The organism is Sporosarcina aquimarina (assembly GCF_019748715.1).
GTDB lineage: Bacteria > Bacillota > Bacilli > Bacillales_A > Planococcaceae > Sporosarcina > Sporosarcina newyorkensis.
This window is the reverse complement of record NZ_JACLBZ010000025.1, coordinates 76972-103343: the sequence shown is the minus strand read 5'-3', so window position 1 is coordinate 103343 and position 26372 is coordinate 76972. Positions and strand designations below refer to the sequence as shown.

The 26372-nt window shown below is 41.9% G+C and carries 21 protein-coding genes; 4 read left to right on the top strand and 17 right to left on the bottom strand.

The genetic code is table 11. The features are described 5' to 3' along the window. Positions 1-11: 11 nt before the first annotated feature. From H7J92_RS12505 to H7J92_RS12455, 11 genes are all read right to left on the bottom strand, one after another. Positions 12-1493 (bottom strand): aldehyde dehydrogenase, encoded by a 1482-nt coding sequence (locus H7J92_RS12505; RefSeq protein WP_221837260.1) that lies wholly within the window; start codon positions 1491-1493, stop codon positions 12-14. A gap of 19 nt (positions 1494-1512) precedes the next feature. Then, a complete protein-coding gene (locus H7J92_RS12500) occupies positions 1513-2310 on the bottom strand; it encodes an alpha/beta fold hydrolase (protein ID WP_078817521.1) in 798 nt (265 codons plus the stop codon). Continuing rightward, positions 2310-2888 (bottom strand): amino acid synthesis family protein, encoded by a 579-nt coding sequence (locus tag H7J92_RS12495; RefSeq protein ID WP_009766384.1) that lies wholly within the window; start codon positions 2886-2888, stop codon positions 2310-2312. Before H7J92_RS12495 ends, H7J92_RS12500 begins: the two co-directional genes overlap by 1 nt. Before the next feature lies 1 nt (position 2889). Further along, positions 2890-4038: an LLM class flavin-dependent oxidoreductase gene (locus H7J92_RS12490; RefSeq protein WP_221837259.1), complete on the bottom strand. Its 1149-nt coding sequence runs from the start codon at positions 4036-4038 to the stop codon at positions 2890-2892. A 13-nt stretch (positions 4039-4051) separates the two neighbouring features. Further along, entirely contained in the window at positions 4052-4738 is a 687-nt protein-coding gene (locus H7J92_RS17960) for a GntR family transcriptional regulator (protein WP_245799478.1), read from the bottom strand. Between the two features lie 147 nt (positions 4739-4885). Continuing rightward, entirely contained in the window at positions 4886-6487 is a 1602-nt protein-coding gene (locus tag H7J92_RS12480; RefSeq protein WP_040758597.1) for a BCCT family transporter, read from the bottom strand. A 539-nt stretch (positions 6488-7026) separates the two neighbouring features. Beyond that, entirely contained in the window at positions 7027-8772 is a 1746-nt protein-coding gene (locus H7J92_RS12475; RefSeq protein ID WP_221837258.1) for a methyl-accepting chemotaxis protein, read from the bottom strand. A 137-nt stretch (positions 8773-8909) separates the two neighbouring features. Continuing rightward, entirely contained in the window at positions 8910-9299 is a 390-nt protein-coding gene (pcaC, locus tag H7J92_RS12470) for a 4-carboxymuconolactone decarboxylase (RefSeq protein WP_009766391.1), read from the bottom strand. Positions 9300-9875: 576 nt separating this feature from the next. Next, positions 9876-11105, bottom strand: a complete 1230-nt coding sequence (locus H7J92_RS12465; RefSeq protein WP_221837257.1) for a Zn-dependent hydrolase — start codon at positions 11103-11105, stop codon at positions 9876-9878. Then, complete coding sequence (locus tag H7J92_RS17705) at positions 11102-11857, bottom strand: L-2-amino-thiazoline-4-carboxylic acid hydrolase (RefSeq protein ID WP_245799479.1); 756 nt, start codon at positions 11855-11857, stop codon at positions 11102-11104. Before H7J92_RS17705 ends, H7J92_RS12465 begins: the two co-directional genes overlap by 4 nt. Then, positions 11850-13073 (bottom strand): trans-sulfuration enzyme family protein, encoded by a 1224-nt coding sequence (locus H7J92_RS12455; RefSeq protein ID WP_050804670.1) that lies wholly within the window; start codon positions 13071-13073, stop codon positions 11850-11852. Before H7J92_RS12455 ends, H7J92_RS17705 begins: the two co-directional genes overlap by 8 nt. Before the next feature lie 117 nt (positions 13074-13190). Here H7J92_RS12455 and H7J92_RS12450 point away from each other — a divergent pair, with 117 nt between their 5' ends. The 4 genes from H7J92_RS12450 to H7J92_RS12435 all read left to right on the top strand — a co-directional run bounded on the left by H7J92_RS12450 (position 13191) and on the right by H7J92_RS12435 (position 17234). Then, entirely contained in the window at positions 13191-14057 is an 867-nt protein-coding gene (locus H7J92_RS12450) for a LysR family transcriptional regulator (protein ID WP_078817526.1), read from the top strand. 167 nt (positions 14058-14224) lie between these two features. Beyond that, the gene (locus H7J92_RS12445; RefSeq protein ID WP_040758616.1) at positions 14225-15178 is read left to right on the top strand and encodes an agmatinase family protein; all 954 of its coding nucleotides are present in this window, start codon (positions 14225-14227) and stop codon (positions 15176-15178) included. A gap of 120 nt (positions 15179-15298) precedes the next feature. Further along, positions 15299-15934 carry a helix-turn-helix transcriptional regulator gene (locus H7J92_RS12440; protein ID WP_221837256.1) on the top strand — a complete coding sequence of 212 codons (636 nt, stop codon included), beginning with the start codon at positions 15299-15301 and terminating at the stop codon, positions 15932-15934. A gap of 49 nt (positions 15935-15983) precedes the next feature. Further along, positions 15984-17234: an Nramp family divalent metal transporter gene (locus H7J92_RS12435; RefSeq protein WP_221837254.1), complete on the top strand. Its 1251-nt coding sequence runs from the start codon at positions 15984-15986 to the stop codon at positions 17232-17234. Between the two features lie 484 nt (positions 17235-17718). On the opposite strand, the gene hutH is transcribed toward H7J92_RS12435, so the two are convergent. The 6 genes from hutH to hutU are packed head-to-tail and all read right to left on the bottom strand — an operon-like array spanning position 17719 to position 26338. Then, positions 17719-19224, bottom strand: coding sequence for a histidine ammonia-lyase (gene hutH / locus H7J92_RS12430; protein ID WP_221837278.1), 1506 nt, complete (start codon positions 19222-19224; stop codon positions 17719-17721). Positions 19225-19261: 37 nt separating this feature from the next. Continuing rightward, complete coding sequence (locus tag H7J92_RS12425) at positions 19262-20608, bottom strand: Na+/H+ antiporter family protein (RefSeq protein ID WP_221837252.1); 1347 nt, start codon at positions 20606-20608, stop codon at positions 19262-19264. A 57-nt stretch (positions 20609-20665) separates the two neighbouring features. Further along, the gene (locus tag H7J92_RS12420; protein WP_221837249.1) at positions 20666-21829 is read right to left on the bottom strand and encodes a M20/M25/M40 family metallo-hydrolase; all 1164 of its coding nucleotides are present in this window, start codon (positions 21827-21829) and stop codon (positions 20666-20668) included. An 18-nt stretch (positions 21830-21847) separates the two neighbouring features. Then, positions 21848-23113, bottom strand: a complete 1266-nt coding sequence (gene hutI / locus H7J92_RS12415) for an imidazolonepropionase (RefSeq protein WP_246602891.1) — start codon at positions 23111-23113, stop codon at positions 21848-21850. Between the two features lie 48 nt (positions 23114-23161). Next, complete coding sequence (locus H7J92_RS12410) at positions 23162-24589, bottom strand: YjiH family protein (protein ID WP_176132526.1); 1428 nt, start codon at positions 24587-24589, stop codon at positions 23162-23164. A 24-nt stretch (positions 24590-24613) separates the two neighbouring features. Continuing rightward, complete coding sequence (gene hutU, locus H7J92_RS12405; protein WP_078817529.1) at positions 24614-26338, bottom strand: N-tau-methylurocanate hydratase; 1725 nt, start codon at positions 26336-26338, stop codon at positions 24614-24616. Positions 26339-26372 lie beyond the last annotated feature (34 nt).

Genomic DNA, 26372 nt, shown 5'->3' with positions numbered 1-26372 from the left:
CCCGCTTCGGCTTAGCGCATGATGAATGGATCTGGCATAGGCTCGCTTGATGTGTTGATCCAAACCGCTTTGCTTTGTGTATATTCATAAATTGCATCGAAACCGCTTTCTCTTCCGTGCCCGCTTAATCTCGAACCTCCGATTGGCATAAGTGGCGAAATACTTCTGTATGTATTCACCCATATGATACCAGCGTGAACGGCTTTTGCTACACGGTGTGCTCTTGCGACGTCTCGAGTCCAAATTCCTGTGGCTAGGGCGTATTCCGTACCATTGGCCAAAGCAATCGCTTCTTCCTCATCTTTGAATGGGATGATGCTCAACACAGGTCCGAAAATCTCTTCTTGGGCAATACGTGCGTCGTGGTCAATCAACTCTATGATTGTTGGTTCAAAATACCAACCTGCGTCGGTATTCTCTGGGGTTTTCCCGCCGATAACGATTTTGCCGCCTTCCGCCTGGCCGATACCCACATATTCTTTCACTCGTTCTAGTTGCGCTTCCGTTGCAAGTGGTCCCATTTCAGTATCATCTAGGAGGGGGTCCCCTATTTTAATTTGTTCGACGCGTTCCACTAGCTTTTCAAGCACTTGATCGTAAATGTCCACGTGGAGCAACGCACGGGATCCCGCTACACAACTTTGTCCGGATGCTCCGAATATCCCTGCAATGATACCCATCGCAGCGCTTTCAGGATCGGCATCTTCAAAGACGATATTCGGTGATTTCCCGCCAAGTTCCAAGGATACTTGAGCGAAGTTTTCCGCTGTATTCCGAACGACATGACGTGCTGATTCGCTCCCGCCTGTAAAGGCTACTCTTCTTACGAGCGGATGAGCTGTCAACGTATTGCCGACCGGCATTCCAAAACCGGTGACTACATTGACAACGCCTTTTGGAAATCCTGCTTCTTCAACATACTTCATCAGTTCAAGAAGTGAAGCGGATGTCATTTCAGATGGCTTAATGACAATCGTGTTCCCTGCCACTAAAGCTGGGGCTAATTTAATCGTAGTTAGGTATAGCGGCGAATTCCATGGTGTGATTGCCGCAACTACGCCTAGTGGCTCTCTTGTCGTGAAGGCGAAAATATCCTTCTTGTCTATTGGCATGGTTTGGCCGTGGATTTTATCCGCCAACCCTGCGTAATAATAGAAAAATTCGGGTAAATAAGTGAGCTGACCGCGCATTTCCCGAAGTAATTTTCCATTATCCCTCGTTTCGAACTCCGCTAGCTTCTCAATATTTTGAGAAATCAGCTCTCCCAATTTATGCACGAGTTTACCGCGTTCTGTGTAGGTCATCTCAGCCCATTCCGAATTTTGAAAAGCTTCATGTGCTGCTTGCACTGCTCGATTCACATCTTCTTCCGTACCTTTGGCGACTTCACACCAAGCTTCACCCGTTGCTGGATTATAGCTGAGGAAGTATTCACCGCTTTCCGATTCTACCCACTCACCGTTAATATACATTTTATATTTTTTCAATGACATCCCGGCACACTCCTTTCATTCAATTGACATGCTTTTGGATAAATGAATGAATCGCCTGATTTACGATTTCCGGCTTCTCGACAGGTAACATATGTCTTGTATCCGGAACAACCAACAACTCAGAATTCAATAGTTTTTCATGTATTTGCTGCGACATTTCCGGTGTCGAACCCACGTCATATTCGCCTGTTATGATGAGTGAAGGAACTGTAATGTCCTTCAACTGTTGCCAAACCTCTTCATCCGCTGTCGCAAATAACGTATAGGCAGCTATATACCCATCTGCATTATTTGTTTCGAGGCGGTGTCTCACTTCATTGACAATCTCCTGATTCTTTTCCTGAAACTCTTGGTTGAACCAGCGCTGAATCGCAGGCTCAATTGTGACTTGCGGCCCTAATTTCTTCACTTCTTCAACTCTCGCAGCAATCGCTTTTCTCTGCTCGGACGTTCTGTTGGCGACCGAATTCATAATGGTCAAGGTTCTAATTTTCTCCGGAAATTTGGCGGCAAATGACTGTGCAACCATTGCTCCCATGGAGAATCCTACTATATTAACTTTCGGAAGCTTCAGCTTATTCACAAGCGTGGACAATTGCTCGACAAACTGTGAAAGTGAATAAGGACCAGGAGGATGCGATGATCCCCCGTGTCCCAACATGTCATACGTAATTACGCGGTAATTTGCAGACAAACGATTCACTTGTTGTTGCCACATTGCATGATCCAGTCCGACACCGTGAATAAAGATTAACGGTTCTCCCACTCCTTTTTCTTTATATAAAGTGGTTTCTTGATCATACGAAATGTTTGACATTAGGCAAGACCCATCTCAACCATGTCTTGGTGGCGGTCACCGGTTCTTGGGAATGGACGGCCAGCTGTCGAAACACTGATTGCAACTACAATTTCATTTGCACGTGGTGCATCTGGAATCGTCGCTTCGAAAGTCAGGAAGTGAGAACGTTTAGAGTCTTCGTTTTTGTGTACCATGGGAATAAGTACAGCAGTCCCTGCACCGCCGCGTTTGTTCGTAAACGGCAAGATGCTTTTTCCTTCGACAGCGTCGCGGAACTTATTACCGAACTTCAATGTATGGATGAAAGCAGAAGCATGTTCCATTTCACCGTCAACACCCACTACTGCAGCTTTACCGAAAGCTTCTACATCATCTGCAGAATCAATATGCTTAAATAATTCCTTCACTAGAATCTCTCCAATTTCAGGAGCATACTCATTAATTTCCGGCATTAAATCTTCTACATATCCTCTTTCAACCCAAGGATTCTTCATAACCAACATCGTTGTGATCATTTTGATCGGCTGGTCTAATTGTTTGCCACCTTCCATACGAGTTTCTTCGATAGCTGTATATACTTTACGAACTTCTAACATATTAATTTACCTCCAATTTTGTTTTTGAGAATATTGGCATAACTTCTTCCGTAAATAGCTTCATGCTCTTCATGATTTTTTCATGCGGCAATGTGCTGTGATTTGTCCATAGCAGCAAGGTTTCCAAGTTCAACTCATCTTGGAGTTCCTGAATCTTACCTGCTACGTATTCCGGCGTTCCAACCAACATATTTCTATGGAACAAGAAGTCAAAATCAAGTTCCTGTCCTTCTTTCAGCACTTCACCCGGATCAAGCAAGTTGCTGAGGCCTCTCCAATGGCAGATCCAGCGGTACGTATTTAGTACAGCCTCTTCGAAATCCGCACGGGCTTCTTCCATTGTTTCTGCGACATAGACATCACGCACAAGTGCAATTCCTTGGCCAAGTGGTACTTCAACACCTCTTGCTTCAGAAGCTTTATCACGATATAGCTCAAAACGTTGCTTCAGCTCTTTTACAGTCGGCATCCAGAAGATCCCGTTAATTCCTGTTTGAGCAGCGATTTCAATTGAACGAGGTGAGTCAATTGTTTGCCAAATGTTCGGCATGCGATTTTCGTAAGTGTTCGGCATAAGCGAGATTTTGCTGATTTCCCCTTTTTCCATATCCATGAATTCTGGAGAAGGCGGGCTCATCGGATGTTTCCATGACAACCCGTCTGCCGGGAAATTGAAGTACTCGCCTTTATGGGAGAAGAAACGGTTAGACCATGCTTTTTTCATGACTTCCAGTGTTTCTTCGAATACCGCTCGGTTTTGATCGTTATTTTTCGGATCGGATAAAGGATTCAAGTTGGCTGCTTCCCGACCGTACAAACCACGGGCCAATCCTACCTCAACTCGGCCTTTACTCAACTGATCAAGCATCGCAATATCTTCTGCCAAACGTAAAGGATGCCAGAACGTTGCTACGTTTGCTGCTTGACCAATTCGAATATTTTTTGTACGAGCTGCAATATCTGCACCCATCATGAGCGGATTTGAGATTAACTCATTTCCCTCGTGGCCAAAATGATGTTCCGTATACCAAATAGATTCGTAACCGTTTTCATCGCAATAAATCGCTTGCTCACGAGCCTCGTCCAACACTTTATAATATTCATCATGGCGTCCTGGGCCTGATAGGTTTGCAAATACTCCAAATTTCATAATGTTTCTCCTCCTAATTAACTGAGCTCGCACTCATCTTTTTGGCAATCCCTGCTTTCAATCCTTTAGCACTTGCTTCGACATGACGTCTCATCGTGCCTTCAGCTTCATCACGTTTGCCTTTCAAAATCACTTCTAGTATCACTTGGTGTTCTTTAAGCGATCTAACTAAACGTTCTGGATCGTTGATACTTATATGGACGTAGCGTTGGTATGGAATTTGATTCAGCATCAAGTTAAGTAAATAGCTTAATTTGGAATTGTTCGCTCCTGCCAGAATCGCCGCGTGAAACTGTTCATTCGCTTCCACGTATAGATTCGTATCATTTTTCCGGGCGGCAACTTCCATTAAATTGACGGCTTCTTCAAGTTCTTTGATCGCTACCGGGTCCTGGCTTTCCGCCAAGAGTCCTGCTGCAAATCCTTCTAACGCTTCCTTTACTGTGAAAAGCTCATCAAGCTCTTGTTCAGTCGGCTTTCTTACACAAGTGCCTACACGGGGAATGATTTCGACAAGCCCTTCTCTTTCCAATTGTTTCAGCGCTTCTCTAATCGGAGTCCTGCTCACTTCGTAATACTGAGATAACGCTGCTTCTGACAATTGCTTTCCGGGTTCGTATTCTCCTGAGGTAACTGCCTCTCGTATTGCATTGGTAACTTGTGCCGTTATACTGACCGTTTGTATTTTCTGTGTAATCACAATCACCTCTCTTTGTATGAATCATGTCCACGGTAATAACTTCTTCATATCGAATTAGTAACCTACCATGTACCATACAAGTTATGAGATGAGTATATTATCTAACTTTTCAAATGTCAACGAGTATTTAGATTATTGTAATATATCTTATTGGCTTTTTAATTCTGTTTCCCGATCAGCTGCAACTTCTTTGATCATGACCATATCTTGCTCCTCTTTGACAATCCCTTGTTCAATCGCCAGCACTCTAGCAACTTTCGGTGCATACCATACAACTGGAAGTAAAAGGATCGATACCGGAACTGCTGCTATTACAACAAAGGATTGTAATGCCCCGATTCCTCCACCGCCAATTTTAATGAGAATTGTAGCGATAGTGGACATAATAACAGCCCAAAACACGCGGACAACTTTCGGTGGGTTTCCGTCTCCCGTCACAGCCATTGAGATGGAATAAGACATGGAATCTACAGTCGTCACAACGAATAACGTCGTCAAGATCAAGAAAACAGATGGCATTATGCTTCCTAACGGCATTTGTCCTGCTATAGCGATGATCGCACTTGGCAATCCACCCTCTTCTAAAGGTCCGCTGACAGAACCTAAGTTTTTCAGCTCATAGAAGATACCTGTTCCACCAAGTACAGTAAACCAAAAGTTTGTAACGACCGGTGCTATGACAGCAACTACTACAAAAATTTCACGAATTTTTCTGCCGTTCGATATTCTCGCCACGAATAATGCCACCAATGGACCAAAACCTATAAACCATCCAAAGAAAAACAGCATCCAACCGCCAAGCCACGCTTCATCGCCACGGAATGTGCTTATATTTACAAATTCACTAATATACGTCCCATAGGAAGACATGAATGAATTGATAATGAATAAACCAGGACCCAGTAACAATAAAAAGACGGCAATCACCGCAACCATATTCACATTTAGCTTACTTAAAAATTGAATCCCTTTTTCAATACCTGTGAGCGTGGATACGAGTACTACTCCTGTCAAAATAACGATCACAGAAAGCTGTGTTATAAACGTATCAGGTATGCCGAAAATCGAACTTACCCCATAGCTGACTTGTAACCCCAAAAAACCTATTGGGCCGATCGTACCTGCTGCAGCCCCTATAATACAAAACACATCGGCAGCCGCACCCCATTTACTCGTTAACACTTTTTCTTTCAATATTGGATATAACAGAGTTCTAGGCTTCAGCGGCATTCCTTTATGCTTGTGCGCATAAATCAAAATAATCGCACTTATTGCGCCGTAAACAGACCATGCAGTAAATCCCCATGACATATAACTCTGAGCTAAAGCGGGTCCTATTGCTTCCTCGGTACCTCCTACAATTCCTTTATGCATGGGAGGCACATCCAGAAAGTAATACATAGGCTCAGCTGCTGCCCAAAAGACTCCCCCTGCACCAAGACCAGTCGTCAGGATTACAGCTACCCATTTAAAATAAGACATTTCGGGTTTTTTTGCGTCACCAAGACGGACTTTGCCGTACTTTGATACTGCTAATACCGCTCCAACAACAAAGGTAGCCATCATAAGAAATTGCCAGTAAGCCCCAAAGTAGCGAATGGACAAATCAAATCCTTTATTCACAAAATTACTGACTGCATCCACTTTAAAGAATGAAAATAATACGAATGCTAACAGTATGCCTCCACTAAATAAGAACACAGGCCAATCAACCTTTTCACGAATAAACTGCCAATAGTTTTTCGTCATAATTCCCCTCCTAATGTTCAATCTATTAACATGTACACAATATGAATGCAAAGAAACCTTAGCTCTTGAGTCTCTCTCCTCCCCTAAATGTTTGATAGCGTTTACATACAAACATAATTTCCGCTCCCTTTGCATGTACCATACAAGAACTTGTATTACAGAATATATCCTACTTTCAAAATTGTCAATATACTATCCAGATTTTCTTACCCGTCCAAACCTACTTTTTATACACTATTAAAAACACATTACCAACGGACTATTTAAATAATAGATTAAAGTCATATTTCATTGTTTATCCACATAAGATCAGTTGATCAAATTAAACGTTTTCACGGCTCAGTTCCATTTTACTTTATATTCAATAACTATCTGTATACGAAAAACAACGCGTACAAATCTTGCATCGCGTTGTTTTACCATTTCGTCTAATTAAAATATAAGCGCCCAATATCTTTCACTGATCATTCAATACTTTGAAAACCGTTACAAAGATTCGTCCCAAAATCAGGACGCCGAGCTCCTCACCTGCCCATTAATCATTTTACTTTGAACTCCCCAATTAATGTTTGGAGTTCCTCTGATATACGGGACAATGAAAAAGCTGAAGCAGCAATTTCCTCCATAGAGGCAAGTTGCTCTTCACTGGACGCTGCTACACTACGGGAATGGTTGGAGGAATCCCTAGCGATTTGATTCAACTCTTTAACTGAGACCGTGATTCGCCCGCTGTTTCCCGACATTTGTTGCGTTGTGGTTGCTACGCCTTGAATTTGGCCGGCAACTTGGTTTAACGAATTCAAAATGGACTCAAACCTTCGTTCGGTCTCATTAACGATTTTGATCCCGCTGCCCACTTCTACATTTACTCCATTCATGCCTACAACTGAGTTATCTGTTTCATTCTGAATTTCCATGACTAAGTTTGTAACATGCTGCACAGATTCTGTAGATTGATCTGCCAGGACACGGACTTCATTGGCAACAACAGCGAATCCATTTCCATGTTCACCAGCCCTCGCTGCTTCAATCGCCGCATTCAAAGCTAGTAAATTTGTCTGCTTGGCGATATTTCCTATGACTTCTACGATCGTACCGATTTTCTCAGAGTGAACTTTTAATTTTTCAATCGATGAACTAGACTCTGCGGCCGTCGTGCGGATCATATTCATTTGACCTATCAACTGTTGCAAAAGCTTATTTCCTTCTTCTGCCTCCGCCGATGAGGTTTGAGCCACTCCTGAAACGCCCAAGCAATCGGTCGCAATCTCTTGCAGTCCTGTATCCATCCTGGTCATCATCTGTTCGATTACATCCGCGCCTTCTGTCTGTTTTTCTGCCCCAAGATCTACTTCCTGGATTGCTGCAACAATATGTTCAGTTGCTTCTGTATTTTGCTCTGCATTCGCCGTTAATTGTTCTGCGGACGCTGCAACTTCATCCGACGTAATTGTAATTTTTGTAATCAATTGGCGAACGTTGTGTATCATTTGCTGGAAACCTTGGACGAGTATCCCTATTTCGTCCTTATTTTTCACTTCCAGAACATCTACTGCGAGATTTCCTTGCGCTACTTGTTTGACTTGACTTGATAATGCCATCAAAGGATTGGAAATGCTGCGTGAGAAAAAATAAATAATGACTGCCCCAACCGCTAGAGATAAAGCAAGTGTAATGGCAAGTGCGGTCATGATCGCCTTTGCCCTTTTATTAAAATCCTGATAGAAACTGTTCGTACTCAAAATCCAACCCCAAGTCGGTTCCAACTCCGCATAACTGACATTCAACGCCATTTGACCAGGACTGTCCGGCAGCTCCCACAATGTGTCCATATAGGTTGACCCATCGGCTTGGACATTCTTAATCATATTTTGAAAGAAGTAATCTCCATCGCTGTCTTGATAGTCCCAAGTGTTCGTACCTTCCAGGTATGGATCCGCAATTTGGTTCCCTTGCTCATCAATAATATAAAAATAACCATTCTCACCGAGGTCTATATTTTTATTAATAGGGCGGGTACCGTCAGCTGACTTCTCTCCTAAAACAGATACTTTTACATATTCTTGTGCATCTTCCAAGCTGATATTCCCTTGCTTCACTTCTTGATCCATCATTTTTATTGTTTCAATTGCTTGCTTTACACTGTTTTTTAACATTAATCTTCCTGACTCGTTCAGGCTGTTCAAAGACAATTGATAGCTTACGATCCCGATCAAAAGTGCAGGTATACATAAGAACAGAAAAGAAACCAACATTATTTTTCTTCTTAGATTCAGATGAAACATTAGAATATTCCCTCCTTTATGAACTAAATTAAATCTAAAAAAGAGCTGTTTGACAATTAATGGTCCATTGTAACAGCTCTTTTTTCTTTACATCCTATTTTACTGTGTAGAGCATCTATGGGTTTGTTTAAAAACCCTCAAACTTCTTTTCCACTCTTATACTCTTCAATAATTTCCTTTGCATTTCTAAAACTATCGATCGCAGCAGGAACTCCACAATAAATTGCTGTCTGCAACAACACTTCCTTAATCTCTTCTTCAGTAACGCCATTATTTAATGCACCTTTTATATGAAGTCTTAATTCATGAGGTCTATTAAGTGCCGTTAACATTGCAATATTAATAATGCTTCTGGTCTTTCTAGGCAAGCCTTCCCGCGTCCAAACCTCTCCCCAACAATACTCCGTTACCAGTTGTTGCAGTTCTTTATTAAAATCTGTAGCAGACTCTATTGACTTATTGACATACTCCTCCCCCAACACTTCTTTTCTTACTTTCAAGCCCTTTTCAAATAGTTCTCTCCCCATTTTCAGCACACCTTTCTAAAAATTAAATTTCACCTTAGAATTCATACTCAAAAAGCTAAAAATATTTCAGATACTTTTCAATAGTAACTAGCTCTTTAGATGAAGCCCATACACTTTCATTGACTAATTAAAATAAAGATTATCTTGCATGTACCATACAAGAACTTGTATTACACAATATAACCTAATTTCCGAATTGTCAATATACTTATCAACTATCTAACCCGGTCATCTTGTCCTTTTTGTACATAACTATACCTAGATTAGTTATGTACTGATACAGGGGGTTAGAGTTTATTTACGCTATAGCCGGAAGGAAGTCATCCAATTTCCTTAAGCGTCACGATTTGCGACTCTACTTTGTTCGCCATATCAAGAGGTAGCACCCAAAATATTTTTGAATTTAGAGGGGATCTGGTTCTCCTTAAAATCACACTAATACTACCCGCATAACTAAATATAAGTACCAAAAAAGGCAACACGACATGAATTCGTATTGCCTGCGCTATTCAAAAATTCACACTACAATATCTATCCTACTTGCAAAAACATCAACACATTAGACATCTCTTTTTTTCATACTTCGCTTACCAGCGACAATACCGTCTCATACAAAACTTCCGTGCCTTTCCCGCAATCTTCCTTAGTACTCCATTCCTCTGGATTATGGCTAATGCCGTTTTGAGAACGGACAAAAACCATGCCGATCGGACAGAAGTCCTTAAATTGCATCCCATCATGTCCCGCACCACTTGGAAGCTCGAAAGATTTCAAGCCCAGTTTTAGGCAAGCTGCTTGTATCGTCTGCCGAATGACTGCAGAGCATGGAACCGGTGTGACCCTTTGCAACGTTTCAAATTCGATCTCTACTCCTCGGTCGCGGCAAACTTGTTGCGCGTGAGCAACCATCTTTTCCTCAGCCTGCTGTCTTATTTCTTCATCGATATCCCGAAGATCAAGCGTAAAAGTCGCTTCGGAAGGAATTACATTAACACCGCCTGGCTTCACGGCAATTCGTCCAATTGTCGCTACAAGATTCGGGTACTTTTTTGCTTCTCCTTCTATAAACTGCATGATTTCTGAAGCAGCCATTAAGGGATCTTTCCGCATATTCATCGGTGTTGCACCCGCGTGTCCAGCTTCTCCAGTAATCGTCCATTTCATCCAAAGCGGGCCCGCGATCCCGGAAACGGTCCCTGCCGCGAGACCATGATTCTCAAGCACTCGCCCCTGCTCGATATGCAGTTCCACATATGCTTTTACGTCAGCTGGATCTTTCGCGGCGTCTGCCACCAGTTTAGGATCAAGACCCGATTCCTCCATCGCTTCTGCAATCGTTATCCCATTTTCATCACGTTGCTCTAGGTCCTTGTCAGTCAACGTACCAGCAATCGCCCGGCTGCCGATCATACCGAAACCAAAACGACTTCCTTCTTCATCCGTAAAAGCGATCACTTCAATCGGATGGTCAGGTTGTATATCTCTTTCGCTCATCGCATGAACTACTTCGATGCCTGCAATCACACCTAGAGCCCCGTCAAACATACCGCCGTTCAGAACTGTGTCGATATGGGAACCCATCAGAACAGCTGGCGCATTTTTTTGCCGACCTTCTTTCTTACCGATCAAGTTTCCTACAGCATCTTCTCTAACTGTCATGCCTGCTTCTGTCATGTATGAAGAGACCAACGCTTTTGCTTCGCGTTCTTCTCTCGTAAAAGAAAAGCGAGTGACGCCTCCACTTTCTTGCTTTCCAATGCCACTTAGTTCCATTAATCGAGCCCAGAGACGTTGTTTATTAATCATTTGGAAAACCCTCTATCACTTTTCTCTTCATCTTTCATTTGGAACTGAAAGTGACAGACACCTTCTTTTAAAACATATTGATCATGTATCACTTCAAAGTTCGGATTAAATCCCCTAGCAATCGAAGGGTCGATCATATGGCAGTATAGGATTCCGTAGTCCTCCATCCCGTCTTTTTTCCATTGCTCTGCAAACGCACATTTTGTAAACGTCTGTTCAATTTCGGTTGGATGAAAAAGGGTTTCATACTCAAACAGTTCACTGCGACCCATGTCATAATTAGATAAATAATTATCCATCGTATTTGGCTTCCCGACAGCAGCAGCACGACGGGCAATATCGCGACCGCGTTCTTCGCCGAAAGCACCGACACTATCCATCATCGCCCGTTCCCCTTCTTCTTTGCCGAATCGTTCCACTACGGACTTTGCGATATGCGCAAATAATTTTGCCATTACCGCAAACATTGTATGGGGTTCTTGCCCCGCTGACTGTTGCGCTTTATTGTAGGACTGGAATGTTTCTTTGATTTTTTCATCGTCAAATAGCTTATCAAATGAAAATAGCGCCTGCCCGGTTAACTGTCCATTTCCTTCGGCTTGTTGTTCATCCACTACATTTTGAACGCCTGCCTGCATCATACGTTTTCCTTCTTCTCCAAACCTGTCCGTGACAATATCCACTGTATGATTCATTAACTTAGCCGTGATTGTATACATTGATACTGGTTCCAAATCTTTTACTTCACGCATGTGTACCCACTCCGTTTCGTTTACTTAATTCATTTACCTTATCAAAAGCCTGCTCCAAATCAGCAACGATGTCTTCAATATCTTCAAGCCCTGCTGATAGTCGGATGAGACCATCTGTAATACCAGCAGCAAGCCGTTCCGTTTCAGGCAACGATGAATGCGTCATCGTCGCCGGGTGCTGAACGAGCGTTTCCGGATCACCGAGACTAAAGGATATCATCGACAATTTCAAAGCATCTATAAAAGCCGTCGCCGTCGCACTTCCGCCTTTCATTTCAAACGACACGATGCCGCCCATCCCCTTCATTTGCCGATCAGCGATTTCATATTGCGGATGGGATTTCAATCCTGGATAATATACCTTTTCCACTAGTGGATGATTTTCCAGGAATGTCGCGATCTTGTGGGCATTACTACAATGACGTTCCATTCTTAACCCAAGTGTTTTCAGCCCCCTTAAAATCAAAAATGCATCCCACGCACTTAATACTTGTCCAAGATCGCCCATAATTTGTTGGCGTATAAAATGAATAAATTTTGCATCTGCAACAATTACGCCGGCCATAACATCTCCGTGACCATTCAAGTATTTTGTTGCACTATGAATTACGATGTCCGCGCCTAATTCCAACGGTTTTTGCAAACATGGCGACATGAACGTATTGTCTACGATGAGCGGAAGATCATATTGTTTAGTCACTTGCGCAATTGCTTTAATATCCAAAATCGTAAGCAATGGATTGGATGGCGTTTCAATATAGACTGCTTTTGTATTTGGCTGAATTGCCTTCACGATACAATCGATATCCGTACAATCCACTAAACTGAACGATATCCCACATCGCGGTGCCAATGTCGTTAAAAAGTGATATGTACCTCCATAAACATCTTTTGTGACAATCAGATGATCCCCGTTTTGTAATACACCAAACAGCGTGGATGATATGGCCGCCATTCCCGAACCCAGACCAAGGGCTGCTTCCCCATTTTCGAGTGCCGCCATTTTTTCTTCAAATGCACGCAATGTACAATTGCCATACCTGCCATAATAAATACCATCTTCTTTTCCAGATACCGTATCAGACGCCATCTTATGATTTTCGAATGAGTAAGCAACAGCTGGTACAATCGGCTGAGCGACAGCACCTATTTTTCTTTCTGTTGTATGTTGATCGTGGATGAGCTCCGTGCTAATTCCCCATTGTCTAGTCATTATAATATCCCCAATCATTTTATTATTCTCTCTATTATAATTTTCATTTTTTACATAAGTCAAATGAATGTTTATAATGTTATATATTAATTATATTCATGTGTGAGAAAGGTGAGAGTTATGTCATTAATAAAATTCGAGATTTTCAGGACTGTCGTGGAATTAGGAAGTTTATCAAAAGCAGCAAAAACACTTAAACTTACACAGTCTGCCGTAAGTCATGCTATCGCAAGTCTAGAAGCCGACTTTGGATTTACATTGTTAATTAGAAATCGATCGGGCACAAGCCTAACAGAAAACGGCAGTGAAATGCTCGTATATATGCAAGGTATGTTAAAGCTAAATGAGCAAATGCTTCAGAAGGCATCAGAATTTAATGGCATTGAGACAGGTATTGTTCGAATCGGCACTTTTCCAAGCGTATCGATTCAATGGATTCCCCTCATTCTTAAAAAGTTCTCGGAAGATTTTCCACTGATTAAGATTAAGCTATATGAAGGAAACTATGATGACATTACAGAGTGGATTTCAGAAGGAAAAATTGACTTCGGTTTTTTATCCCTCCCCACTGCAAGCTCGTTTGATACAATCCCTATCATAACAGACCCGTTGCTTTGCATTGTCCCAGATACACATCCACTCTTTCACAATGAACTGATTCATTATGAGCAACTTCGAAACGAAGGTTTCATAATGCCTAAATCCACTATTGACAATGATGTCAGTAGAATCTTTAAAAAGTATAAAATTACTCCACCTATTCAATATGAAATCGAAGAAGATCAAGCTATCATCTCTATGGTGCAAAATGGTCTTGGCATCAGTATTTTGCCGTCAATGATATTATATCGCTTACCTGAAAACATTCGCGCAATTCCATTGGAGGGAAATTATTCACGTTCTATTGGCATTGCCGCCACTTCTTTTAAACATGTATCTCCAGGTGCTAAAAAGTTAATTCAGTGTATTCAAAATTGGATATATTGATAATACACAAAGGAGTTTCGATGAAAATCGATCTCCTTTTTATTCGCTCATTTTTTGTTCCGATTTAAAAATCTTGTTTTTATTTTTTTTAAAAGTATTTGACAATTCTTAAACATGAGTTTAATATAATTAAAAACAGTTTAAAAAAAGTAAAGGTGGTTGCAATAATGGTTGAAACAATTTACGGAAATACTCCTTGTATGTTAGGAGCAAAAAATATCTCGGCCACAAAAGACTTTTCGGATATAGATGTATTGGTGTATGGAGTTCCTTGGGAAGGCGCTGTGACGTGGGGCGACTATACGGGTTGTGAACTAGGACCAAAAGTTATGCGTTTATGTTCTGCAAGATATTCTGGTTATCTACCAGAAATCAATGATATGGACGTTTTCGAACACGTCACACTCGGTGATGTAGGAGATGTTGATGTTGTGCCTGCAGATGTCGATGAGACAATGAAACGAATTACCTCCTTCACTTCTGATCTGTGGAAGTCTGGTAAATTCGTCGTTGGCTTAGGTGGAGATCATGGCATCACGTTTCCGATTGTCCGCTCCATAACAGAGACAGGAAAAAAGGTCGGTATCATTCATTTAGATGCACATTATGACAACTTGCCTTCACACAATGGCGATCAGTATGCACGCTGCAGTCCATTCGCCCGACTTTACGAACAGGAAGGCGTACGCAATGAGAGCATCATCCACACAGGAATTCACGGTCCGCGTAACGAACCTCAAAGCGGACGCAATGCAAAAGCTGCGGGTGCGGTGACATTGACTGTCAATGATATCCGAGGGCATAAAGATTTAAAGGAACTTGCAAAAGAAATTCATGCAATGGCTTCCAAGGATGTCGACTGTGTATACCTGACCATCTGTAGTGATGTATTGGATTTTGCATTTAATCCAGGCGGACCAGTAGATGGAAATGGATTGACTTCATATGAACTACTGACATTAGTGCACGAGATTTGTAAATTAGGCGTGATTGGAATGGATTTCGTGGAAATTTATCCGCAGCAAGATCCTAATCAACTATCTGCTCACTTTGCTTCCACTCTCATTTTGTATGCACTTGCAGGAAACATTCTGCACAATCAGCAGAATATCAAGCAGTAATTAAAGGAATTTCATATTCTCCTCAGGTAAATATATCTATATTTAGTAATAGTGCTCGATTTTTCACCTTATCTATAGGAAACTAGAAAGGATATTTATACTGAGGAGTGTTCATTTACCATGAGAGAAAACAATCATTTTTTTGACGCATATATACGAATGGCAGATGCAATCTATGGAATCTTCAATGTCAATTGTGAAATTGTCATACACGACATAACAGATGTGGAGTCTTCTTTAATTTATTTAAAAGGCGATGTCACTGGAAGGAGCCTTGGTGCTCCTACTACTGAATTTATTTTAAAGGAACTGAAGAAGAAACCTGAAGACATTAAGGACTTCAATGGCATCATAACGAATACAACAAGAGGTAAGATCATCAAGACGTCTATCGTATTTATACGAAACCTGAGCGGTGAAGTCATCGGATTCTTAGGCATCAACTTGGACATTACGGAGATGAACCGATTACATCAAGTATTAGGAGAAATGATCCTCCCAGAGACGAACAATTCGGACCAACAATTTGATGAGTCCTATGCTACCCATATCGATGAAGTATTTGACCAAATTACTAAAAGCACGATTGTGGAGCTTGGAATTGACATTGATAATCTAAAACGAAAAGACCGAATTAAGTTCGTCCGCCACTTGGAAAGCAAGGGTATGTTCCTCATACAAGGATCGACTGATCGGATTGCTGAATTAATAGGGGTATCAAAACAAACGATTTACAACTCACTTGAGGAAAAATAAGTATATTTTCCTTCACTTATAGTGTGTTAAGAATTAGGGGGAAAAAGAAATGACAGCTGATATGGTATCTGCAAATCTAGTTAAGAAAAAGGGCTTGTTGGCTAAAATCAAAGCGATGGGGCCTGGAGCCATTATTACAGCTTCATTCATCGGACCCGGTACAGTCACAACCGCAACAAGGGCGGGAGCAGGATTTGGATATGCGATTTTATGGGCAGTTGTATTTTCCATCATCGCAACCATTGTTCTGCAAGAGATGTCTGCACGTCTCGGTGTGATTACCCAAAAGGGACTCGGGGAAGCAATACACGATCAATTCAAACAGCCGCTGCTGAAATTCGCATCGATTTGGCTGGTCATCATTTCAATCGGCGTAGGGTGCGCCGCATACATTTCTGGGGATTTGATGGGTACTTCGCTAGGAATCTCTACCCTGACATCTATTCCAGCTAATGTTGTAAGCCCTTTCATAGGCGTGGCTATTTTGTTCTTAGGACTATCAGGCAGTTATAAGTTGATAGAAAAATTGATGATTACCTTAGTCGTCATTATGAGTCTGACATTTATCACAACAATGATTGTTGTGAAGCCTGATCTTGGCGCAGTATTTTCAGGGGCATTTGTTCCTTCTATGCCTGCCGGTTCCATCATCATGATCATCGCACTGGTTGGAACGACAGTTGTTCCATACAATTTCTTCATCCACTCTTCGATGGTACAGGAACGCTGGACACAGGCGAGCGATTTAAAAGAGGCTAGATGGGATACGATTATTTCAATCTGTGTAGGCGGTTTGATTACTGCAGCTGTATTGATTACAGCCGGTACGACGATGTACGGAATGGAAGTCAACAGTGTAGCCGACCTTTCCTACCAATTGGAGCCATTATTCGGCTCTTGGGCTAAAGTCTTCATTGCCATCGGGATTTTTGCCGCAGGGTTTTCATCCGCAATTGCAAGTCCTCTCGGTGCGGCAGTCGCGATCAGCAGCGTTATGAAATGGGAAAACGGAATGAAAAACAAAAAGTTCAAAATGGTATTCGCGAGCGTTATCATTATCGGTATCATTACTTCCGCAATTGGTTTCAGTCCGATGGATGTCTTGCTCATGGCTCAAGCCTTGAATGGTATCTTGCTTCCTGTAGTAGCAATCTTTTTGTTCGTCATCATGAATAATAAGAAACTATTGGGAGACAAGCGAAATTCCGTCTTGCTTAATATTATAGGTGTAGTAGTTATCTTGATCGCTACTTTCTTGGGTGGGTATAGCCTACTGGATGCAATTCAAACATATCTATAAGTTGTTTAGAGAAATCAGAGTTTTTAAAAAGTAAGTCCGTGTATAGGACTACTCGAGAAGTAATTTCTTTTCATTGCAAGATAGGATAAGTACCGGAAATCTGCAATACCAAAAAACTATTGCTTTTCTATCCTAATCCAATTTAAATTCAGACTTTCTTCTACATCATTTACCACTGACACTTTCAGGGTCTAAATATTATCTGCTTTTAAATTTTTAAATAGCATAATCGGACCGGCTAAAAAAGAGAGTGTCTACATCACCCCCTTGCAGAAATTACTTGCATGCAAACAACTATGCATATTGCATAATTGATGCGAACGGAGTATGAAAATAAAAAGAGGTTGTCGCAAAAAGTCATTTAAAACGACTTTTCCGACAACCTTTTATAATTTATTTTTATAGGGAGAGTAATTATGAGTTCTTCAGTTGAAGATTCTGCATATCGTCAAACCAAAGATTGAGTAAAGGTAATACAACGTTCTTATAACTTTTGCTGTGTTAACGTATCATCACGTAATAGGAACTGCGCTAATTCTTCGATCTGTTCAGAGATATCGCGATCTGCTAGCAACGGTGGGCAAATTTTACGAACCTTCTCCAAATAAGCACTCGTTGCAGGAGCCAGTTCATTCTCCGCTTGCTCTAAATGAATCGCTTGGGATGCACAAATTAATTCAATCGCAATGACACGTGCACTATTATGAATGATTTCACGTGCTTGTCTCGAACCAATCGTTCCCATACTGACATGATCTTCTTGATTAGCGGATGTCGGAATGGAATCCACGCTTGCCGGATGTGCAAGTACTTTGTTCTCTGAAACTAATGCTGCCGCTGCATATTGGGCGACCATCAAGCCACATTCCAATCCTGGATCCGTGGCAAGGAATGGGGACAATCCACTCAATTGTGGATTAACCAGACGCTCAATCCGACGCTCTGAAATATTAGCGAGTTCTGCAGATCCAACCTTCATGAAATCCATTGCCAAAGCAATCGGCTGTCCATGGAAATGGCCACCGGAAATGATTTCTCCATTTTCAAGGATTATAGGGTTATCTGTCGCGGAATTCATTTCCACGCTTAATCGATCCTCTACATACTGCAATGCTTGCCAAGATGCACCATGTACTTGCGGGATACAGCGTATGGAATACGCATCTTGCATGCGAATCTGCCCCTGGCTAGTCACACGTTGACTTCCTTCCAACCAGTTACGAATACGGGAGGCAACCACTTCCAATTCTTTATGCGGACGTACTGCCAATAGCTCGCTGTCAAATGCTGTTATAATTCCCTGAAGTGCCTCCATTGTCAAACTAGCTGACATGTCCGCAGCATAGCCAATGCGTTCAGCTTCATTAAATCCAATTACGCCTACTGCAGTCATAGCTTGAGTCCCATTGATCAAAGCTAGTCCCTCTTTAGCCTGTAAAGTAACAGGTTCTAATCCGGCAAGCCGCAACGCTTCTCCGCCGGTCAGAATTTCACCCTCATACTCTGCACGACCTTCTCCAATTAAAACGATAGCTACGTGCGCTAGTGGGGCCAAGTCACCACTTGCACCTACTGAACCCTTACACGGCACGACTGGATGAACGCCTTTATTGATCATCTGAACTAATAATTGAAGTGTATCTTCCTTGATTCCGGAGAATCCTTTCGCTAAAGCATTTGCTCTTAAAATCATCATGGCACGTACGATTGGCTTAGATAAGGGTTCACCCACTCCAACAGCATCCGCACGCAACAGATTCAGCTGTAATTTCGCAATATCATCTTCTTCAATTTGAATATCACTCAGTTTCCCGAAACCTGTATTGACACCATAGATAACCTTTCCATCTCTTAATTGTTTCTCAATACGTTCGCGGCTTTCCCGCACACGCTTTAAAGCATAATCCGAAATATCGACTTCTACTTCGTCAAAAACAATGCGTTCGATCAGCTGACGATCTAATGACTCCCCATCTAAATGGACTACCATTTCTTTACTCAACTAAACCACCTCTTATCCTCTTATATTATAAAATTGCTGCCGCCAATATCCCGAAAATAAATAAAGGGATATTATAATGAAGGAATGTAGGTACACAAGTGTCCCAAATGTGATGATGTTTACCATCTGCATTCAATCCTGAAGTCGGTCCAAGCGTACTATCTGAAGCCGGTGAACCAGCGTCTCCTAATGCTCCCGCTGTACCAATCAATGCAATTGTAGCAAGGGGGCTGAATCCCATTACCATACATATCGGGACGAATACAGCGGCCAGAATGGGAACTGTTCCGAAAGATGTTCCTATTCCCATTGTTACTAATAGTCCTATTAATAATAGTAATGCAGCACCAGCCACTTTTCCATAGCTGAAATACCCTTCAACAGCTGTCACCAAATTAGTTACTGAGCCTGTATCTTTTAAAACCGTTGCATAACCAGAGGCGAGAAGCATAACGAAGGCAATAGCACCCATAAGTTTTACGCCTTCCTGAACGACTACTTCTCCTTCACCCAATGTGACAACCCTTGCAGCAAACATTACAATAATTCCAACAAGCGCACCGAGTACTAATGATTGCACTTGAATTTGAACTACCAGAGCCCCAACAATTGCAACGAGCGTCAGTACGTCACGTACCTCGAACTTCTGTTTGACACGTTCCGTACCAGCCGCTAATTGAACAGAAGATGCAAATATCTCTGCATGGCTAGCACGTTCTTCCTCCGTTTCATAATCTCGCGGTTTACGATACGTGAAAAAAATTGCGATAAACAATCCTACGAACATACCAAGTGCCGGGATTGCCATTGCTAGAGGTACTTGTGATAATGTGACAGGCATGCCGTTACTGCTAACTTCCTGCACAATAATGCCATGGAATATCAGTCCATAGCCTGCCGGAATCAAAATGTAAGGCATCTTCAAACCGAATGTCAGAGCACAAGCGACAGCTCGTCTGTCTAAGCGTAAATAGTTGAAGAAAATTAGCAACGGCGGAATTAGGATAGGTATGAACGCAATGTGCACTGGAATTAGGTTTCCCGATAGACAGGTCAAACCGGCAACCATCAGCAATAACATATATTTATTCATCTTTTTAACAGACAATAATTTATCGATCAGCATTTTGGTAATGTTTGAATGCGCAATCATTGCTGCAAAAATCCCTAGGAGAATATAACTTAACGCAGTCTCAGACTGACCACCCATTCCACCAAGGAAGGTAGAAAGAGTATCCGATAATGACAAATTGGAAAGGAGTCCTGCCGTGATAGCCGCCATTAAAATGGCGAAAATCACATGTACTCTTGCCAGACTTAAAACGGTTAATACTACTACAGAAATAAATACGGGATTCGTTAACACGTTCATTCCCCCTGATTATCTAATTTGGATTAAATGAGGATGTTTCCAATTTATCTATCTAATTTATTTCTGGCTTTCATACCATTGCTGAATTAATGCTGCTGTCAGACGCCCTGTGTTTGTTAAATTTTCTTCACTAATACACTCTCGGAACGAGTGAATGTTATGGAAGCCATTTCCTAATGTTAAGCAAATTAGGCCATTTTCATTGAGCACATTAGTATCTGCGCCGCCAAGTGTTTCAGTCAAGTACGGCTTTACTTTAATATTCTCCGATGCATTCAAAACAGTTTGAGTTAATATATGATCTTCAGGAATCGAGAAGCCGCTGTACTTTTTCTCAATTGTTACTTCCACTGAACCACCTCTGGCCTCCACGGCCTTTCGCATCGCATCTTCCATATGCTTTAACTGTTTATCCAGTTTTTCTTTAGAAAAGCTGCGCACTTCACCTGCAACTGTTACCTCTCCTGGAATAATAGAAGTAAGTTCTCCGCCTTCGATAATACCAATGTTTGCCAATGTTTCTTCATCAATTTCACCTAGGTTGATGTCCAATAAACCTGCTGCCGCTAAAATAAATGCGTTATTACCTTCCTCTGAATTCAGCGCAATATGCGCGGCATTGCCTTTTATTTTCATCCAGATCCTGCTGCTATAAGGTCCTTTCAAAATGGTTTGCCCTACATCGCCACTGCTGTCAAATATATAGCCAAATGTACTTTTGGGTCTGCTGTAATCTAAATAACGCGCACCCACGAGACCAGGTTGTTCATTGACCGTTAAGACAAGCTCGATCGGTCCATGCGGAATACCGCTTTCAATTACTGCACGAACCCCTTCAATATAAGCAGCTAATGCAGCGCGGTCATCTGCTCCGAGAATCGTCGTGCCGTCCGAATAGATTACACCATCTTTGATGACCGGCTTTAAATCTTTAGTGGGGAGTACTGTATCCATGTGAGTGGAGAAAAACAATGGAGGTACAGATGAATCCGTTCCTTCTTTGTAAGCAATCAAGTTCCCTACCTCTCCATCGAAGTTTTTATGTGCTTCGTCAAATTGAAGAGTGAATCCAAGTTCAGGTAGAGCTTCTTTTAGATAGTCAGCCACTTTCTGTTCTTTTCCACTCGGACCATCAATTTTCGCCAGCTCTAAAAATAAATCCAACAACCGTTTTTCATTAACACAGTCTGCTGCATTATTCTTTACTTGTTTATTTGTCATCCTAACATTCTCCTTTTCTTACTGTATTTCTGCATGATCGACTACAACTTCCCCATCTTTCAAAACAGTTTCCACTATATTCGTACCGAGTTCGTATGCAATATGGACATAAGAAGGAATAGACCAAATTTGTAAATCTGCTACCTTCCCTTCTGCAATTACACCACGATCATCTAAGTCCAGGGCACAAGCCCCACCATACGTGGCTGCTTTAATAGCCTCTTCGACGGTGAATTTGTAAAGTTTACATCCTAGATTGATAACGAATTGCATGGATTCTGTATAGCAGGCGGGACATAAATCCGTCGCTAGAGCGATATTCATTCCCAAGTCCAGCATCTTTCTAGCATCGAAAGGTTTCTTATGTCCCACGGCAAAATCTAGAGCAGGCATTAATACACCCGTAACCTTTGATTCCGCCAATTTCTCCATTACTTCTACTGGGGTATAATTCAGATGATCAACGGATACCATATTCATTTTTACCGCCAAGTCAGACCCGCCAATATAGGAGTATGCGTCCGCATGAAGCTTCGGCTTCATGCCATATTTCAATCCAGCCTCCAATATCTGTTCAGACTCTTCTGCCGTGAAATATCCATCATCGCACCAGGCATCACAAAATTCTGCGAGCTTGCGTTCACCGACCTCCGGAATCATTTCTTCGATAATAATACGGAGATATTCTTCTTTTGTTACACCCTCAGGAAAGCCATGCGCACCTAAAAATGTATTGTAAACATCCACTGGGGTTTCTCTATCAAGTCGGCGTCCCACTTCTAAGATTTTAATTTCACTTTCTGTCGTCAATCCATAGCCGCTCTTGCTCTCGATTGTCGTCATGCCGTAATTAAGCATGTTCATCATCCGTTTTTTGGATTGTTGAAACAACTCCTCTTCCGATGCATGCCGTGTTAATTCAATCGTACGATTCGGTCCTGTTGTAATACCTAGTTCTTCTAATTTCTTTTTATCGTCTCCAGCTAACTTTGCGGCGTACTCTTCCACTCGTGTACCGTTGAATACGAGATGCGTATGGGAATCTACAAATCCAGGTGCCACAACTTTTCCAGACGCGTCAAGTTGAGATGCATTATCCAGATCAATTGAATCGCTTCCCTCCCTTTCCGTGCCAACGCCTGCAATGCGACCGTCCTTCACCGCAATCCAAGCATCTTTAATGACGCCGAGCTCAGCCATCCCCTCACCTTTACAAGTCAATGCCTCAGCAGCATGGCGAATGACCAGGTCGACCTTGGTTTTTCCTTGCAGTTGATTCATCATAAAAACCTCCATTTAGACAATACAATAACTCTAAAATTGTAAACGTTTTCACAAAAACAGAAATGCTAACGGCGTCACAATAATTAGTGATAAGACCGTTCGAATAAACCAAAGAACCACAATCTCACGCATTTTAATTGGAATATCCGTAGATAATATGCACGGAATTAGTGCCGAGAAAAATAAAATTGTTGAAATAGAAATTGAAGCGACGATAAATCTAGTGTGCAAACTAGCTTCTACAACCATCAATGAGGGTAAAAACATATCCACCAAATTGATCATGGCAGCTTTAGCAGCTAAAAACGGTTCAGGAATCTGTAAAATCCAAGTTAAAGGTAAAAACAAATAAGCTAAATAATCAAACACCGGAGTTTGATTGGCCAGAATTAAACCAAGAAGTCCTATTGCCATGACAGATGGCAGGATACTCATCGCCATTAACACGCCATCCTTCAAAGTAGATAAGACATTGCTAAGAAGGCTTGGTGCATTTTGTGCTGTTACCATCGACTGATGCCACGCATGTTGGATTCTCTTTTCACTGATCACTTTCTCAGGCTGACCTTCACCCGTATAATAATCGTCTTGAATTTTGTTAATTGGCCACATCCTTACTGTAATACCCGTTACTAAAAATGTGACAAGGAATGTAAGCCAAAAATACAAGTTCCAAATTTCCATTAAGTCCAGTGTCTTTGCTACGACTACCATAAATGTAGCAGATACAGTAGAAAATCCGGTCGCAATGATTGTTGCTTCACGTCTAGAATATTTCCCTTCTTTATAAATACGATTAGTGATTAAAAGACCAATAGAATAGCTGCCAACAAACGAAGCAACGGCATCAATCGCGGAACGTCCCGGCGTCTTCCATATCGGTCTCATAACTGGTTGCATCAGAATACCAATAAACTCCAATAATCCATACCCCACAAGAAGCGCCAAAAAGATCGAACCAATTGGTACCAAAACCCCGATTGGCGTGAGAACTATCGAAAAGTAATATGGTCCCATGTCCTCTGCCAACAACCACTTTGGTCCAAATTCAAATAGAACCATAGCTGCTGAGATGGCGCCTAGTACCTTTAAGCATGATAATGCTATTTCAATTTTTGTTTTCCTCCAGCTACCTGAGTAAAATGGAAAGGCAGCTCCTAAAAACATAATCAACAAGATGTAATACGATACAGCGGTCGGTGTGGTATTCCTGATCCAAGTAACTAAATGATCTAAAGGAATGGAATTTTTCCCGTTAACTTCAATAGGAATAAAGAACATGAAAACGCCGATTAAACTGAAGAAGAAAAAGCTGAAGATATTTCGTACAGAATAAATATTCCCTTCTCTTTCAGCAGACGCACTGTCCACTCTGTCGAAATCTTGTTTTACATCGTTCATCGACTTCACCTGCCCTTGTTGTTTTGGCGACAAACAAGAAGGGAGGAAGTCAAACAGGTGCTTGACGTCCCCCACCCACTTCTCTAATAATCCTGTTACTTATGCTTTAGCGTTAGTTTTTTCCAGATCTTTTGGTCCGAATGTAGCCTTGCGCTCCCACCATAATGGAATCTGGATACTCTCATCCGTCAGATCCCCTTGACCGTTCGCTACATCACGGGCTATCTCATATCCAGCCTGTGCGTGACGCACGACTCCAATTCCGGAATCTACAGTCATTGCAACTTCTAAACGCATATCGGATTCAGCTGTTCCATCCGCTACCATTGTTACACCTGTATGAACTGCTTCACCCATTGAGTAGTTCGCTTGGATTGCGATCAAATCACACATACCAACGGCATTTAATAAACCATTCAACATTGGCCAGTCTGAGATCAAGTCACTGCCATCTTTCATATTTTCAGATTCGAATGTCGGGTTAACGATTGAGCCTGAATCCAAATTGTCACGAGAGAACGCAACTGGTCCGGCCAACTCACCGCGGCGAATCATATCATTAACTTCTAGTGCAAACTTTTTACGTTGTCCAAAGCCCATGTAACAAATTCGTGCAGGTAATGCCTCAATCGGAATGTGCTCTTTCGCCAGCTTGATCCAGCGCGTCACCAAGTAGTCATCTGCAAATTTCTCAAGAATCATGTCATCAATTTTACGAAGATCTTCCGCTTCTCCCGACATACACACCCAACGGAATGGTCCACGACCTTCACAGAACAACGGGCGAATATATTCTGCTACAAAACCCGGTAAGCGTTTCGCTTCCTTTTCATCCATTCCTGCGTCGATACATTCTTTACGATGGCTTGTTCCATATTCAAATGCGTGAACCCCTTCGTCCATGAACTGAATCAATGCTTTCAATTCACGAATCATCGTTTCGCGCCCCTTTTCCAAATACAGGGTACGATCTGTGTCGCGCAGTTGTTCAGCTTCTTCCACTGTTAACCCTGCAGGCAAGTATGAAATTGGGTCATGTCCCGGAGTCATGGATGTAGCAATATCTGGACGGAAGTCACTCTTCAGTACTTCTTCAAATACATCTGCAGCATTACCGACTACTGCGATTCCCAACGGTTTACCTGCAGCAGCATATTCTTTCGCTTTCTTGACTGCAGCATCCAATGATGGCGCTAATTCATCGATAAAGCCTTTTTCAATACGACGATTGATAATATCTACGTTGGAATCCACAAGGATACAAACGCCTCCGTGCATCGTCATTGCGCGAGTCTGGTTGCCTCCCATACCGCCTGCCCCCGCCGTCAGCAAGATTTTGCCGACAAGAGAATCATTGTAATGCAGGCGGGCAATAGCTGATAATGTTTCAAAAGTACCTTGAATAACTCCTTGTGTTCCAATATATTCCCAAGGTGCTGCTGTATAATTTGCATAAATTGTTAAGTTTTTATCTTGTAAATCATAGAATGTAGGCCAGTCAGCTTTCATAATATTTGTTGTTGCCATGACGACCGTTGGGGCATATTTATGAGTCTTGAACACCGCTACCGGCATACCTGATTGAACAACTAATGTTTCATCGTCTTCTAGATCTTTTAAAGATTGTACGATGGCATGGTAGGACTCCCAGTTACGTGCAGCTTTTCCGATCCCTCCATAGATGACTAACTCCTCCGGCTTTTCCGCATTTTCCATATTATTTTCTAACATTCGAAGGATTGTTTCTTGTCTCCATCCTTTACAGCGTAGTTCGGGCCCTCTTTGTGCTTTTACCGAATATAAGATTTCTGGTTTAGTTGTCATAATGAATTCCTCCTAGATTGATAGTTTCTGTTTC

Excerpts from the sequence above, each read along its gene's own strand:
- H7J92_RS12420 (WP_221837249.1), bottom strand. The coding sequence starts at position 21,829 with ATGACAAATAAACAAGTAAAGAATAATGCAGCAGACTGTGTTAATGAA.
- H7J92_RS12500 (WP_078817521.1), bottom strand. The coding sequence starts at position 2,310 with ATGTCAAACATTTCGTATGATCAAGAAACCACTTTATATAAAGAAAAA.
- H7J92_RS12475 (WP_221837258.1), bottom strand. The coding sequence starts at position 8,772 with ATGTTTCATCTGAATCTAAGAAGAAAAATAATGTTGGTTTCTTTTCTG.
- H7J92_RS12465 (WP_221837257.1), bottom strand. The coding sequence starts at position 11,105 with ATGATTAATAAACAACGTCTCTGGGCTCGATTAATGGAACTAAGTGGC.
- H7J92_RS12450 (WP_078817526.1), top strand. The coding sequence starts at position 13,191 with ATGTCATTAATAAAATTCGAGATTTTCAGGACTGTCGTGGAATTAGGA.
- hutH (WP_221837278.1), bottom strand. The coding sequence starts at position 19,224 with ATGGTAGTCCATTTAGATGGGGAGTCATTAGATCGTCAGCTGATCGAA.
- pcaC (WP_009766391.1), bottom strand. The coding sequence starts at position 9,299 with ATGGGGAGAGAACTATTTGAAAAGGGCTTGAAAGTAAGAAAAGAAGTG.
- H7J92_RS12440 (WP_221837256.1), top strand. The coding sequence starts at position 15,299 with ATGAGAGAAAACAATCATTTTTTTGACGCATATATACGAATGGCAGAT.
- hutI (WP_246602891.1), bottom strand. The coding sequence starts at position 23,113 with ATGATGAATCAACTGCAAGGAAAAACCAAGGTCGACCTGGTCATTCGC.
- H7J92_RS17705 (WP_245799479.1), bottom strand. The coding sequence starts at position 11,857 with ATGCGTGAAGTAAAAGATTTGGAACCAGTATCAATGTATACAATCACG.
- H7J92_RS12425 (WP_221837252.1), bottom strand. The coding sequence starts at position 20,608 with ATGAACGTGTTAACGAATCCCGTATTTATTTCTGTAGTAGTATTAACC.
- H7J92_RS12435 (WP_221837254.1), top strand. The coding sequence starts at position 15,984 with ATGACAGCTGATATGGTATCTGCAAATCTAGTTAAGAAAAAGGGCTTG.
- H7J92_RS12445 (WP_040758616.1), top strand. The coding sequence starts at position 14,225 with ATGGTTGAAACAATTTACGGAAATACTCCTTGTATGTTAGGAGCAAAA.
- H7J92_RS12505 (WP_221837260.1), bottom strand. The coding sequence starts at position 1,493 with ATGTCATTGAAAAAATATAAAATGTATATTAACGGTGAGTGGGTAGAA.
- H7J92_RS12490 (WP_221837259.1), bottom strand. The coding sequence starts at position 4,038 with ATGAAATTTGGAGTATTTGCAAACCTATCAGGCCCAGGACGCCATGAT.
- H7J92_RS12495 (WP_009766384.1), bottom strand. The coding sequence starts at position 2,888 with ATGTTAGAAGTTCGTAAAGTATATACAGCTATCGAAGAAACTCGTATG.
- hutU (WP_078817529.1), bottom strand. The coding sequence starts at position 26,338 with ATGACAACTAAACCAGAAATCTTATATTCGGTAAAAGCACAAAGAGGG.
- H7J92_RS12480 (WP_040758597.1), bottom strand. The coding sequence starts at position 6,487 with ATGACGAAAAACTATTGGCAGTTTATTCGTGAAAAGGTTGATTGGCCT.